General features: G+C 61.5%; 11 protein-coding genes. 3 read left to right on the top strand and 8 right to left on the bottom strand.

The annotated features are described in order from the left end of the window. The first annotated feature begins 152 nt into the window (after positions 1-152). Entirely contained in the window at positions 153-641 is a 489-nt protein-coding gene (locus PFH44_RS06945) for a citrate lyase holo-[acyl-carrier protein] synthase (protein WP_045859952.1), read from the top strand. 110 nt (positions 642-751) lie between these two features. On the opposite strand, the gene rluA is transcribed toward PFH44_RS06945, so the two are convergent. The 6 genes from rluA to araB form a co-directional block, all read right to left on the bottom strand. Beyond that, on the bottom strand, positions 752-1,411 hold the full coding sequence (gene rluA, locus PFH44_RS06940; RefSeq protein WP_041144020.1) for a bifunctional tRNA pseudouridine(32) synthase/23S rRNA pseudouridine(746) synthase RluA: 660 nt from the start codon (positions 1,409-1,411) through the stop codon (positions 752-754). A 12-nt stretch (positions 1,412-1,423) separates the two neighbouring features. Then, positions 1,424-4,330, bottom strand: a complete 2,907-nt coding sequence (gene rapA, locus PFH44_RS06935) for an RNA polymerase-associated protein RapA (RefSeq protein ID WP_283824644.1) — start codon at positions 4,328-4,330, stop codon at positions 1,424-1,426. Positions 4,331-4,464: 134 nt separating this feature from the next. Then, on the bottom strand, positions 4,465-6,822 hold the full coding sequence (gene polB, locus PFH44_RS06930; RefSeq protein WP_283824643.1) for a DNA polymerase II: 2,358 nt from the start codon (positions 6,820-6,822) through the stop codon (positions 4,465-4,467). Between the two features lie 83 nt (positions 6,823-6,905). Continuing rightward, positions 6,906-7,601, bottom strand: a complete 696-nt coding sequence (gene araD, locus PFH44_RS06925) for an L-ribulose-5-phosphate 4-epimerase (protein ID WP_283824642.1) — start codon at positions 7,599-7,601, stop codon at positions 6,906-6,908. An 83-nt stretch (positions 7,602-7,684) separates the two neighbouring features. Continuing rightward, entirely contained in the window at positions 7,685-9,187 is a 1,503-nt protein-coding gene (gene araA / locus PFH44_RS06920) for an L-arabinose isomerase (protein ID WP_283824641.1), read from the bottom strand. A 10-nt stretch (positions 9,188-9,197) separates the two neighbouring features. Continuing rightward, positions 9,198-10,907, bottom strand: coding sequence for a ribulokinase (araB, locus tag PFH44_RS06915; RefSeq protein ID WP_283824640.1), 1,710 nt, complete (start codon positions 10,905-10,907; stop codon positions 9,198-9,200). Positions 10,908-11,244: 337 nt separating this feature from the next. Here araB and araC point away from each other — a divergent pair, with 337 nt between their 5' ends. Beyond that, positions 11,245-12,090, top strand: a complete 846-nt coding sequence (gene araC / locus PFH44_RS06910; protein ID WP_283824639.1) for an arabinose operon transcriptional regulator AraC — start codon at positions 11,245-11,247, stop codon at positions 12,088-12,090. 128 nt (positions 12,091-12,218) lie between these two features. Then, on the top strand, positions 12,219-12,983 hold the full coding sequence (locus tag PFH44_RS06905) for a DedA family protein (RefSeq protein ID WP_045859937.1): 765 nt from the start codon (positions 12,219-12,221) through the stop codon (positions 12,981-12,983). On the opposite strand, the gene thiQ is transcribed toward PFH44_RS06905, so the two are convergent. Together thiQ and PFH44_RS06895 are read right to left on the bottom strand one after the other, a co-directional pair. Continuing rightward, positions 12,970-13,671 carry a thiamine ABC transporter ATP-binding protein ThiQ gene (thiQ, locus tag PFH44_RS06900; protein ID WP_283824638.1) on the bottom strand — a complete coding sequence of 234 codons (702 nt, stop codon included), beginning with the start codon at positions 13,669-13,671 and terminating at the stop codon, positions 12,970-12,972. The genes PFH44_RS06905 and thiQ overlap by 14 nt on opposite strands. Further along, positions 13,655-14,416, bottom strand: a 762-nt coding sequence (locus tag PFH44_RS06895) for an ABC transporter permease subunit (RefSeq protein WP_283824637.1), incomplete at its 5' end; no start/stop codon positions are given. The genes PFH44_RS06895 and thiQ, both read right to left, overlap by 17 nt.

Below are 14,416 nucleotides of genomic sequence, written 5' to 3'. Positions count from 1 at the left end.
CAGGAAAAACTGCTATTTCCCACCACGGGACGAAGAAAATTTCTTTGTCCTGTATCCTAAATTCTGTGCATTTAGCGATACAATCAGCAGCGAAATCCGTTATCGCGACGGCCCCTGCCGCCGTTATTTTATTCAGTGAAGGAGAGGAATTAATGTCCGTGGATACTCCCGCCCGTGCGGGCGCCAGCGTTGAAAACCTGCTGGCGGTGAAAGCGCAGCGTGAAGCTCGTCAGAGCGAGTTGTTAACCCATTATCAGCAGCCGGTTATTTCGCTTACCCTGGTGACGCCGGGCGCGGAGAAAGACAGCATCCGCTATCGCAACATGATGGGCGTGGCGCTGCAGGCTTTCGATCAGCTGCTGTGGAAACACCGCTGGCAAACGCTGGACCGCCGGGTGCAGTGGCTGCCAACCGGGCCGGAAGCGCTGTGGTGCGTTAAGCACTCTGCCAGTGAAATCAACGCGCTGTGCGCGGAGCTGACGCAATCCCATCCGCTGGGGCGTTTATGGAATATCGAAGTGATTTGCCCGACGGCAGGCCCGCAGGGCCGCTCGTCCGCCGCTGAGAGCAACGATCGCCAGCCGCAGCAGTCGGCCGCTCACGTAGAGCAGATGATTGACGCGTGGTTTGCCCGCGACTAACGGATGATAGCGTGAGGAGCCCCGTTCCGGCTGCGTTTAGCGCAGGGGCGGGGTAGCCCGGGCAAGGCGTTTAAGCCGCCGCCCGGGAAACAGAAGTCAGAAACTCGCGGTCAGAAGTCGACCGGTGCGCGGAAGGTCATCGCGTTGCCGAAAGCGGGATGGGTGATGGTCAGCATCTCCGCGTGCAGCAGCAGGCGCGGGGCCATGGCCAGCGCTTCCGGCGTCGCATAAAAGCGGTCGCCGAGAATCGGATGACCGAGGGCCAGCATATGCACGCGCAGCTGGTGCGAGCGCCCGGTAATCGGCTTCAGGCGCACGCGGGCGCTGTTATCGTCCGCGTACTCCAGCACCTCATACTCGGTTTGCGCCGCCTTACCGGTTTCGTAGCACACCTTCTGCTTTGGCCGATTCGGCCAGTCGCAAATCAGCGGCAAATCCACCAGACCTTCTGCTTTCTGCGGGTGACCCCACACGCGGGCGACGTACTGCTTCTTCGGCTCGCGCTCGCGAAACTGACGCTTCAGCTCGCGCTCCGCCGCTTTGGTCAGCGCCACCACAATCACGCCGCTGGTGGCCATATCCAGCCGGTGAACCGACTCGGCCTGCGGAAAGTCGCGCTGCACGCGCGTCATCACGCTGTCTTTATGCTCCTCCAGGCGCCCCGGCACGGACAACAGGCCGCTCGGCTTGTTGACCACCATAATGTGCTCATCCTGATAGAGGATAACCAGCCAGGGATCCTGCGGCGGATTGTAGTTTTCCATCGCCATATTCGCGTTCCGTTACTGGTGAGTGACGACGATTAAGCGCAGCGCATCGAGACGCCAGCCGGCCTGGGCCAGCGCATCCATCACCTGCTGACGGTTGCTCTCAATGGCCGACAGCTCGTCATCGCGGATGTTCGGGTTCACCGCCTTAAGCGCTTCCAGACGCGACAGCTCCGCCGACAGCTTGTCGTTAGCCTCATCGCGCGCCGCGTCGATCAGCGCCTGAGCGGCTTTAGCGACCTGCGCTTCGCCGAGCTGGAGGATCGCGTGAACGTCCTGCTGCACCGCGTTGACCAGCTTGCTGCCGGTATGGCGGTTAACGGCGCTCAGCTGGCGGTTGAAGCTCTCGAACTCCACCTGGCCGGCGAGGTTGTTGCCGTTCTTATCCAGCAGCATGCGCACCGGCGTGGCCGGCAGGAAGCGATTAAGCTGCAGCTGCTTCGGCGCCTGCGCTTCGACGACGTAAATCAGCTCGAGCAGCAGCGTGCCGACCGGCAACGCCTTGTTCTTCAGCAGCGAGATGGTGCTGCTGCCGGTATCGCCGGAGAGGATCAGGTCCAGGCCGTTGATAATCAGCGGATGCTCCCAGGTGACGAACTGCGCGTCTTCGCGGGAGAGGGCGACGTCGCGCTCGAAGGTGATGGTGCAGCCGTCTTCCGGCAGGCCCGGGAAGTCCGGAACCAGCATATGATCGGACGGGGTCAGCACGATCAGGTTCTCGCCGCGATCGTCCTGGTTGACGCCGACGATATCAAACAGGTTCATGGCAAAGGCGATCAGGCTGGTGTCGTCATCCTGCTCTTCAATGCTTTCGGCGAGCGCCAGCGCTCCTTCGCCGCCGTTAGAGTGGATCTCCAGCAGGCGGTCGCGGCCCTGCTCCAGCTGCGCTTTCAGCGCGTCGTGCTGCTGGCGGCAGGATTTAATCAGCTCGTCGAAGCCGTCGGTGGTTTCCGGCGCGGCAAGATAGTTAATCAGCTGGTCATGGACGCTATCGTAAACGGTACGGCCGGTCGGGCAGGTGTGCTCGAAGGCATCAAGCCCTTCGTGATACCAGCGGACCAGCACCGACTGGGCGGTTTTTTCCAGGTACGGCACGTGGATCTGAATATCGTGCGCCTGGCCGATACGGTCCAGACGGCCAATACGCTGCTCCAGCAGATCCGGGTTAAACGGCAGATCGAACATCACCAGGTTGCTGGCGAACTGGAAGTTGCGGCCTTCGGAGCCAATTTCAGAACACAGCAGCACCTGCGCGCCGGTATCCTCTTCGGCAAACCACGCGGCGGCGCGGTCGCGTTCAATGATCGACATGCCTTCGTGGAAGACCGCAGCGCGAATACCTTCCCGCTCGCGCAGCACCTGCTCCAGCTGTAGCGCGGTGGCGGCTTTCGCGCAGATCACCAGCACCTTCTGCGAACGGTGGCTGGTCAGGTGGCCCATCAGCCACTCGATGCGCGGGTCGAAGTTCCACCAGGTTCCGCTATCGCCTTCAAACTCCTGATAGATCTGCTCCGGATAGAGCATATCGCGAGCGCGCTCTTCGGCGGTTTTACGCGCGCCCATAATGCCGGAGACCTTGATGGCCGTCTGGTACTGCATCGGCAGCGGCAGGCGAATGGTGTGCAGTTCGCGTTTCGGGAAGCCTTTCACGCCGTTACGGGTGTTACGGAACAGAACGCGGCTGGTGCCGTGGCGGTCCATGAGCATGGAGACCAGCTCCTGACGCGCGGACTGGGCTCCGTCGCGATCGCTGTTGGCGGTTTGCAGCAGCGGCTCGATATCCTGCTCGCCGATCAGCTCGCCGAGCATGTTCAGATCGGCATCGCTCAGCCTGTTGCCTGCCAGCAGCAGGGCGACGGCGTCGGCCACCGGGCGATAGTTCTGCTGCTCTTCAACGAACTGGGCAAAGTCGTGGAAACGGTTTGGATCCAGCAGGCGCAGACGGGCGAAATGGCTCTCCATTCCCAGCTGCTCCGGCGTGGCGGTCAGCAGCAGGATCCCCGGCACGCGCTCGGCCAGCTGTTCAATCGCCTGATATTCACGGCTCGGCGCCTCTTCGCTCCACACCAGGTGGTGCGCCTCATCGACGATCATCAGGTCCCATTCGGCGTCGCACAGGTGCTCAAGGCGCTGCTTGCTGCGGCGAACAAAATCCAGCGAGCAGATAACCAGCTGCTCGGTTTCAAACGGGTTGTAGGCATCGTGCTGCGCTTCGGCATAGCGCTCATCGTCAAACAGAGAGAAGCGCAGGTTGAAGCGGCGCAGCATTTCGACCAGCCACTGGTGCTGCAGGGTTTCCGGGACGACGATCAGCACGCGCTCGGCGGCGCCGGCAAGCAGCTGCTGATGCAGGATCATCCCGGCTTCGATGGTTTTACCGAGCCCGACTTCATCCGCCAGCAGCACGCGCGGGGCGTGGCGACGGCCAACGTCGTGGGCGATGTGCAGCTGGTGCGGGATCAGGCTGGTGCGCTGGCCGCGCAGGCCGCTCCACGGCATCCGGTACTGCTCGCTCTGATATTTACGCGCGCGGTAGCGCAGCGCAAAGCGGTCCATACGGTCGATCTGCCCGGCGAACAGGCGATCCTGCGGCTTGCTGAAAACCAGCTTGCTGTCGAGCAGCACTTCACGCAGGACCACGTTAGCTTCTTCGGTATCCAGACGGGTACCGGTATAGGCCAGCAGGCCGTTCTCTTCATTAACTTCGTCAACCTGGAGCTGCCAGCCTTCGTGGCTGGTGATGGTGTCGCCCGGATTAAACATCACGCGGGTGATCGGGGAGTCGTTGCGTGCGTACAGACGATTTTCGCCGATGGCGGGGAAAAGAAGGGTAACCATGCGCGCATCCAGCGCTACGACCGTCCCTAATCCCAGTTCGCTCTCTGTGTCGCTAATCCAGCGTTGACCAAGTGTAAAAGGCATATGTGTTCGGCTCTTTAGTTCTTAAATTGCAGGCAATAGTTGATCATCTCCGAAATAGGCTGGAGAGGGATCAAGATTGGGTCCAGGAGTGGAAAGGGCGCTATGGTACTGGATGCTGCGGTGATAGTCACCTGTCAAAATAGCCCCAGCTGCCCTGTCACTATTGTAGCAAAATCATCGTCGACAAAGGGAAGAATTCCTTCCGCGACCGGCTGTAATTGTTTCGACAAATAGTGATCGTAATCGAGCGGCGACTGCTGATAATCGACCGGTTCCGGCCCGCCGGTGGTCCAGACATATTTGATGCTGCCGCGCTGCTGGTACTGCTGCGGCCTGCCCAGCCTGACGTTGTGCTCGTCGGCAAGCCTTGCCGCGCGGACGTGCGGCGGAACGTTGCGCTGATATTCCGCCAGCGGCCGGCGCAGCCGCTTGCGGTAGATCAGCCGATCGTCGAGCTCGCCGTTCATCAGCCGATTAATCGTCTCCAGAACGTAGTCGCGATAGGGCTGGTTGCGGAAAATGCGCAGGTACAGCTCCTGCTGAAACTGCTGGGCCAGCGGCGTCCAGTCGGTTCGCACCGTCTCCAGCCCTTTAAAGACCATTCTCTGCTCCTGCGCCTCCTGAATCATTCCGGCGTAGCGCTTTTTGCTGCCGGTATCGGCGCCGCGGATGGTCGGCATTAAAAAGCGGCAGAAGTGGGTTTCAAACTCCAGCTCGAGGGTGCTGGTGAGGCGCGATTTCCCCAGCTCTGTGGCCCACCAGCTGTTGACGTAAGCCACCAGCGACCGGCCGATTTTCGCCGCCTCTTGTTCATCATGGGCGCGCCTGAGCCAGACAAAGGTGGAGTCGGTGTCGCCGTAGATAACGTCATAGCCCTGCGACTCAATCAGCGCTTTGGTCTGGCGCATGATGGCGTGGCCGCGCATGGTGATTGACGAGGCCAGGCGCGGGTCGAAAAAGCGGCAGGCGCTGGTGCCGAGCACGCCGTAAAAGGCGTTCATAATGATCTTCAACGCCTGCGATAGCGGCTTGTTTTTATGCCGCTTGGCGTCGTCGCGCCCGTGCCAAATCTGGCCGACGATATCCGGCAGGCAGTGCTTCTCGCGGGAGAAGCGCGCGCCGAGAAAGCCTTCGGTGCTGTGCTCGTCATCGGGCTGGGCGCCCCCTTCGACGAGCCCCACCGGGTCAATCAGAAAGGTGCGGATAATCGAGGGGTACAGGCTTTTGTAGTCCAGCACCAGCACCGAATCGTACAGGCCGGGACGGGAGTCCATCACGTAGCCGCCGGGGCTGGCCTGCGGCGGCACTTCGCCGAGATTGGGCGCAACGTAGCCCAGCCGGTGCATGCGCGGAAAATAGAGGTGGCTAAAGGCGGCCACCGACCCGCCGTGGCGGTCGGCGGGCAGGCCGTTCACCGTGGCGCGCTCCAGCAGAAAGGGCACGATCTCCGTTTTGTGGAAGATGCGCGTCACCAGCTCGCAGTCCTGCAGGTTGTAGGTTGCCAGCGCGGGCTTATCCTCGCTGAAGCGGCGGTCGATTTCGTCCATCCGATCCCAGGGATTATCAATCGCTTTACCTTCACCCAGCAGCTCGCGCGCGACCGCCTCAAGCGAAAAAGAGGGGAAGTTCCAGAACGCCGATTTCAGCGCCTCAATGCCGTCGATAATCAGCCGCCCGCTGGCCTGGGCGAAGAATACTCCATTTTTAAAACCGTGCTCGCGCCACTCCAGCTCGCTGTTGCCGCGGCCGAGCAGCAGCGGAATACGGTAGCGCTCGGCGTGTTTTTGCAGCACGCGCAGGTCGAACTGGACGACGTTCCAGCCGATCAGGATATCCGGGTCGTGGGCGGCAAACCAGGCGTTGAGCTTTTCCAGCAGCTGCGGGCGGCTGGCGACGTACTCCAGCTGAAAATCAACCGCGGGAGCGGCCGCCGGCTCTGGCCCGAGCATGTAGACAACCCGCTGGCCGCAGCCCTCCAGGCCGATGCAGTACAGCTCGCCGTGGCGGCTGGTTTCGATATCCAGCGAGACCCATTTCAGCGGCGGCCGGTAGTGCGGGCTGGCCTTCATGCGGGCGTTGATCAGCCGCCCGCCGCGCGCTTCGCCTTCGACCCAAACCGGAGCGGTAATAAAGCGCTCCATCAGATAGCGTTCCGGGGGGCGGACATCGCCTTCGTAGACGGTGACGCCCTGTTCGCGCAGCTTCTTTTCCAGGCGCATCAGCTGGCGATGGGCGCGGCAGTAAAGGCCGAAAACCGGCTGGCGGTGAAAGTCTTTCAGGCTCAGCGGGGCGAGGCGCAGGCCGTTTTCGCCCTGCAGCAGGCGCTCAGCCTGGGCACGCTGCGCTTCGGGGATAAAGGCCACGGACTCCTGCGGCGGCAGGGTGACCTGAAGGGGACCGTCGTCGGTTGCCAGCCAAAAGGTCAGCTCCGTGCCCTGGGGGGTATCCCGCCAGTGACGGGTCAATAAAAAACCTTCTCGTGGCTGAGTCACGCCGCGCTCTCATCAAGTCAAACCAGGCCTGAGTATAGCCTGGTTGATGACAAGGTGCTGGGGTTTTATACAGGTATTTGACGCTACTGCCCGTAATAGGCCTTCGCGCCGTGCTTGCGTAAATAGTGCTTATCCAGCAGAGTTTGCTGCATCTCCGGCAGCTGCGGCGCCAGCTGGCGGCAGAAAATCCCCATATAGGCGATCTCTTCCAGCACGATGGCGTTATGCACCGCGTCTTCCGCGTTTTTGCCCCACGCGAACGGGCCGTGGGAGTGCACCAGCACGCCGGGCATTTGCGCCGGGTCGATGGCGTTCTCGCGGAAGGTTTCGACGATAACGCGCCCGGTTTCCCACTCATACTCCCCGTTGATTTCGCCGTCGGTCATCAGGCGGGTGCAGGGAACCGCGCCGTAGAAGTAGTCGGCGTGGGTGGTGCCGGTCGCCGGGATGGGCTGGCCCGCCTGCGCCCAGATGGTCGCATGGCGCGAATGGGTATGGACGATACCGCCGAGGGTCGGGAAGGCCTGGTACAGCAGGCGATGGGTGGGGGTATCCGACGAGGGTTTCTTTTTCCCTTCCACCACTTCTCCGCTTTCGAGGCTCACCACCACCATATCCTCAGCGCTCATCGCGCTATAGTCGACGCCCGACGGCTTGATCACCAGCAGGCCCCGCTCGCGGTCGACGGCGCTGACGTTGCCCCAGGTTAAGGTCACCAGGTTGTGCCTGGGCAGCGCGAGGTTTGCTTCCAGCACCTGACGTTTCAGATCTTCTAACATTGTGTACTCCGAATTGCGGGTCAGCGCGGTTTCCCCTTTTCTCCTCTTTGCCGCGGCGCAGAGGGAGAAAAGGGGACGACCTCTTAACGTTTACCGGCGTAATAAACTTCGTTCCAGCGCAGCGCGTCTTTGAAAGAAGGCAGGCGGGTTTCGTTATCAATCACGGTCAGCTCGATATCCTGCAGCTCCGCAAACTGGCGCATATCGTCGAGCGTCAGGGAGTGGCTGAAGACCGTATGGTGCGCGCCGCCGGCAATGATCCAGGCTTCGGAGGCGGTGCGGAGATCCGGCTGCGCTTTCCACAGCGCGTTGGCAACCGGCAGCTTCGGCAGTTCGTGCGGGGTCGGTACCGTTTCAACGGTGTTAACCAGCAGGCGGAAGCGATCGCCGAGATCGATCAGGCTGGCGACGATCGCCGGGCCGGTCTGGGTGTTGAAGATCAGGCGCGCAGGGTCGGCTTTACCGCCGATGCCCAGCGGCTGGACGTCGAGGATCGGTTTTTCCGCCGTGGAGATGGTTGGGCAGACCTCCAGCATATGCGAGCCGAGCACCAGATCGTTGCCGTTGTCGAAGTGGTAGGTGTAATCCTCCATAAAGGAGGTGCCGCCCTGCAGACCGGTTGACATCACCTTCATGATGCGAAGCAGGGCGGCGGTTTTCCAGTCGCCTTCGCCCGCAAAGCCGTAGCCCTGCTGCATCAGACGCTGCACGGCGAGGCCCGGAAGCTGCTTCAGGCCGTGTAAATCTTCAAAGGTGGTGGTGAAGGCGTGGAAGCCTCCCTGCTGCAGGAAGCGCTGCATTCCCAGCTCGATACGCGCGGCATCGAGAACGTTCTGCCGCTTATCGCCGTGCACCTGCGCCGCCGCGGTCAGGCGGTAGCTGCTTTCATACTCATCAACCAGGGCGCTGATCTCGCCTTCGCTGACGTCGTTGACCACCTGCACCAGATCCCCCACCGGCCAGGTATTGACCGAGAAGCCGAATTTGATCTGCGCGGCGACCTTATCGCCATCGGTGACCGCCACTTCGCGCATATTATCGCCAAAGCGGCAGACCTTCAGATGACGGGTATCCTGCTTCGAAACCGCCTGGCGCATCCACGAGCCGATGCGCTGATGGGCGTCGCGATCCTGCCAGTGGCCGGTCACCACGCTATGCTGCTGGCGCATACGGGCGCCAATAAAGCCAAACTCGCGGCCGCCGTGCGCGGTCTGGTTGAGGTTCATAAAGTCCATATCGATGCTGTCCCACGGCAGCGACGCGTTGTACTGGGTGTGGAACTGCAGCAGCGGTTTATTGAGGATGGTCAGGCCGTTAATCCACATCTTGGCCGGAGAGAAGGTGTGCAGCCACACCACCATGCCGGCGCATTTATCATCGTAGTTAGCGTCGCGGCAGATGTGGGTGATTTCGTCCGGCGTGGTGCCCAGCGGCTTTAATACCAGCCGGCACGGCAGTTTTGCCTCGGCGTTCAGGCTGTTCACCACGTGCTCGGCATGCTTCGTCACCTGACGCAGCGCTTCCGCGCCGTACAGATGCTGGCTGCCAATCACGAACCAGACTTCATAGTTAGCAAAAATCGTCATTTGGGTGTCCTTAATGGGTGAGAGCTGGCTGAGATTGCGAGGCTTTTTCCGCCTGTGCAGCCGAAGGGAGATACTGTTGTTCAGCGCTGACTGACCATTGCTGGTAGCGCTGATAGAGCTGTTCGAAGCGCTGAGCCTGGGCCGGGCGCGGCTGCAGGGTGCTTTCCACCCGGCTTGCCATATGCTGCTGGGCCGTTGGAATATCGCGATACACGCCGGCGGAGACGGCGGCAAAGATGGCCGCGCCCAGCGCGCAGCACTGATCGGAGGCGACAATCTGCAGCGGGCGGTTCAGCACGTCGCAGCAGGCCTGCATGATGACCGGGTTTTTGCGCGCGATGCCGCCCAGCGCCATCACGTTGTTGACCGGGATCCCCTGGTCGGTGAAGCACTCCATAATGGCGCGCGCGCCGAAGGCGGTTGCCGCCACCAGGCCGCCAAACAGCGCCGGCGCATCGGTGGCAAGATTCAGATCGGTGATGACCCCTTTCAGGCGCTGGTTAGCGTTTGGCGTACGCCGTCCGTTGAACCAGTCCAGCACCACCGGCAGATGATCGAGGGAGGGATTTTTCGCCCACGCCTCGGTCAGCGCCGGCAGCAGCTGCTTCTGGCTGGCGCGGATCGGCTCTTTCAGCTCCGGATGGGCAAGCGCCAGCTGCTCCAGCGGCCAGCCGAGAATGCGGCCAAACCAGGCGTAGATATCGCCAAAGGCCGACTGCCCGGCTTCCAGACCGATAAAGTCGGGCACCACGCTGCCGTCGACCTGGCCGCAGATGCCTTTCACCGTGCGGGAGCCAACGCTGTGCTTATCGGCAATGAGGATGTCGCAGGTGGAGGTGCCGATAACCTTAACCAGCGTATTCGGCTGCGCGCCGGCGCCCACCGCGCCCATATGGCAGTCGAAGGCGCCGCCGGAGATGGTCACCGTTTCCGCCAGACCCAGGCGCTGCGCCCATTCGGCGCTAAGCGTGCCGACCGGCACGTCGGCGGTCCAGGTGTCGCTAAACAGCGGCCAGCTGAGGTGCTGATTGATAATCGGGTCGAGCTCGTCGAAGAAGCTGGCCGGCGGCAGGCCGTCCCAGTCGGCGTGCCACAGGGATTTGTGCCCGGCGCTGCAGCGGCCGCGGCGAATATCCTGCGGGCGGGTGGTCGCGGAGAGCAGCGCCGGAACCCAGTCGCACAGCTCAATCCATGAGGCTGCTGCCTGCGCAACGGCGCTATCCTGACGGGTGACGTGGAGGATCTTGGCCCAGAACCATTCGCTGGAGTAGATGCCGCCGATATAGCGGGAGTAGTCCTCTTTGCCCGGCTGGTGGCACAGGCGGGTGATGGCCTCCGCCTCTTCCACCGCGGTATGGTCTTTCCACAGCACGAACATCGCATTCGGGTTGTTGGCGAACTCTTCCCGCAGGGCCAGCACGTTGCCGTCGGCGTCAATCGGCGCCGGCGTCGAGCCGGTGCTGTCAACGCCGATACCGACGACGGCGGCGCGCTGCTCGGGGCTCAGCAGCGCCAGCACGCTTTTCAGCGCGGCTTCCATTGATTCAATGTAATCACGCGGATGGTGGCGAAACTGATTATTCGGGGCGTCGCAAAACAGCCCCTCCTGCCAGCGCGGGTACCACTCTACGCCGGAGGCGAGCTCTTCGCCGGTGGCGCATTCCACCGCCAGAGCGCGAACTGAATCACTACCAAAATCGAGGCCAATCGCAATTGCCATGCTGTTACTCCATGCTGAAAACCATTCATGGTGAAACAGTAGATATCCTCAGGAAAAACCGTCAGGCCGTATTCGCTAATCTTATGGATTATATTGCTATGCCATCGCAAAGTGTGACGCCGTGCAAATATTCAATGTGGACTTTTCTGCCGTATTTATAGACACTTTTGTTAGGCGCTGGAATGGCTTACGTTGAGCGTTGTTGTCGATTTTTGCTGAAATCAGGCGGGTTTTAATTCGAATTTCAACCCGCATCCCATTACGGGAAGCGCGCTTAGCGATAAAATAACGAATATGGACAATTGGTGTCCAGTACCTCTCCGGGAGAGCTGAGTTTATGGCTGAAACACAAAACGATCCTTTGCTACCGGGCTACTCTTTTAACGCCCACCTGGTGACGGGGCTGACGCCGATTGATGCGGAAGGCTATCTGGATTTCTTTATTGACCGCCCGCTCGGCATGAAAGGCTTCATCCTCAATCTGACGATCCGCGGTGAAGGGGTGATCAACAACCAGGACGAGCAGTTTATCTGCCGGCCTGGCGATATTTTACTCTTCCCGCCGGGGGAGATTCATCACTACGGCCGCCATCCTGATGCCCGCGAGTGGTATCACCAGTGGGTCTACTTCCGCCCGCGGGCCTACTGGCATGAGTGGCTGAACTGGCCGACGATTTTCGCCCACACCGGATTTTTCCGTCCCGATGAGCAGTGGCAGACGCGCTTTGGCGAGCTTTTCGGCCAGATCGTTGACGCCGGACAGGGAGCCGGGCGCTACTCTGAGCTGCTGGCGATCAACCTGCTGGAACAGCTGCTGCTGCGGCGCATGGAGGCCATTAACGAATCTCTCTATCCGCCGCTGGATAACCGGGTTCGCGACGCTTGCCAGTACATTAGCGATCACCTGGCGGACAGCCATTTTGATATCGCCAGCGTCGCCCAGCACGTGTGCCTGTCGCCGTCGCGGCTGTCGCACCTGTTCCGCCAGCAGCTGGGCATTAGCGTGCTGGGGTGGCGGGAGGATCAGCGGATCAGCCAGGCCAAGCTGCTGCTGAGCACCACGCGAATGCCCATCGCGACGGTGGGACGCAACGTTGGCTTTGAAGATCAGCTCTATTTCTCGCGGGTATTTAAAAAATGCACCGGCGCCAGCCCGAGTGAATTCCGTGCGGGATGTGAATAAAACGTAAATAAAGCGAAATGATGCCCCGGAAAATTGTCACAACCGGTAAACTATTCAGACAATTGATGGCTTGACGAAGGCGCGACGGCTCTGGAGAATCCGTGCTTCGTTTTTAAACCGGGCACACTATGCAAGCATTGCTGGAACATTTTATCACCCAATCCACGGTCTACTCGCTGATAGCCGTGATGCTGGTCGCCTTTCTTGAATCGCTGGCGCTGGTCGGGCTGATACTGCCGGGCACGGTGATGATGGCCGGGCTGGGCGCGCTGATCGGCAGCGGTGAGGTTAACTTCTGGCAGGCGTGGCTGGCGGGGATCGTCGGCTGTTTATTCGGCGACTGGATCTCATTCTGGCTCGGCTGGCGGTTTAAAAAACCGCTGCATCGCTGGTCGTTTATGAAGAAAAACAAAGCGCTGCTTGATAAGACCGAGCACGCGCTGCATCAGCACAGCATGGTCACGATCCTGATCGGGCGCTTCGTCGGGCCGACGCGGCCGCTGGTGCCGATGGTTGCCGGGATGCTCGACCTGCCGGTGGTGAAATTTATTCTGCCGAATATTATCGGCTGCCTGCTGTGGCCGCCGCTCTACTTTTTGCCGGGCATTCTTGCCGGCGCGGCCATTGATATCCCCGCCGATGAGAACAGCGCCAGCTTTAAGTGGCTGCTGCTGGGCGCCGCGCTGCTGGCGTGGCTGGCGGGCTGGCTCTGCTGGCGCCTGTGGCGTAGCGCGAAAACAAGCGATCGTCTGACCCGGCTGCTGCCGCGCGCGCGGCTGCTGTGGCTGTCGCCGCTGGCGCTGGTGCTGGCGGGCGTGGCGTTAACCCTGGTAATTCGCCACCCGCTAATGCCGGTCTATCTCAATATTCTGCACCAGGTTATCGCGCGCTGATCCCGAGCAGATGAGAGGCGCTGCTGCTGCCGCTTAAGAGCGCATCGGTGGCGCCATCCCAGGTGATGCGCCCGTCGGCCACCACCAGCGACCGGGGGGCGATGCGGGCGGCATCCTCCACGCTATGCGACACCATCAGCAGCGTCAAACTACGGCGCTGGCAAACCTCCGCAACCAAAGTCAGCATCTCCTGGCGTAGCGCCGGATCGAGCGCGGAAAACGGCTCATCCAGCAGCAGTATCGGCTGCTCGCGCACCAGACAGCGCGCCAGCGCCGCGCGCTGGCGCTGGCCGCCGGAGAGCTCGCCGGGAAGTCTCTCCAGCAGGGAATCGATGCCCATCTGTTCGGCAATGGCCAGCAGGCTGGCGTTTTGCCCGGCGCTCAGCTTAAGGCCGGGGTGCATGCCGAGGCCGATGTTCTGCCGGATGGTGAGATGGTTGAAGAGGTTATTTTCCTGAAACAGCATGGATACCGGGCGACGGGCGGGCGGCGTCGCGGTATGCGGCTCGCCGTCAATGACGATGCTGCCGCTCGCCGGCGGCAAAAAGCCGGCGATCAGGTTCAGCAGCGTGCTTTTTCCCGCCCCGCTGGGGCCGAGCACCGCAATGCGTTCGCCCCGCCGTACGGAAAGGGTGAAACGCATCGGCAGGTGTTGGTACAGCCAGGTTACATCATTCAGTTTTAACATCACGCCCCGGTAGCTTCTCAATCACGGTAAAGAGGACAAAGCACAGCGCCAGCAGCAGCAGGGCGGTCACGGCGCCGTCCTGGCTGCGATAGGCGCCAATCTGCTGATACAGATAGAACGGCAGGGTGCGGAAATCGTCGTTGCCGAACAGCGCCACCACGCCGAAATCACCGATCGACAGCACGCAGGCAAAGGCCAGCGCCTGGGCCAGCGGGCGCTTCAGGGCGCGCAGCTCAACGACCCTCAGGCGGGTAAAGCCGCTTATTCCCAGCGAGCCGCAGAGCATGCCGTAGTGCACGGCGACGTCGCGCATCGGGTTTTCCAGCACCTTCAGCGCGTAGGGGATGGCCATCAGCGCATTGGTGAAGATAACGATGCCGTCGGCGGAGTCGGGCAGGCCAACGCTATTATTGAGCAGTAAAAAGAAGCCGGTCGCGAGCACAATCCCCGGCATGGCGAGGATCAGCATCCCGCTGAGCTCCAGCGCCTGGCCGGTCAGCGGTCGGCTGCGGATGCGCAGCTCGCGGCTGCTCCACAGCAGCATCATCGTCAGGATAACGCTGAGTATGCCGGCGGCCAGCGCGATGCGCAGGGAGGTCGCCAGGGCTTGCCATAGCTCAGGCTGGGCCAGCACCCGCGCCAGATTGTTATTCAGGCCGTCGATGACGACCGCCAGCAGCGGCGGCAGCAGCAGCAGCAGCGCGACGGCAATCAGCATGAAGTCGGTGAGGCGGCTGTGCAGGCG

It is taken from the genome of Klebsiella sp. Ech2A, from assembly GCF_030078455.1.
GTDB lineage: Bacteria > Pseudomonadota > Gammaproteobacteria > Enterobacterales > Enterobacteriaceae > Klebsiella > Klebsiella terrigena.
This window is presented reverse-complemented; position numbering and strand designations above follow the sequence as displayed.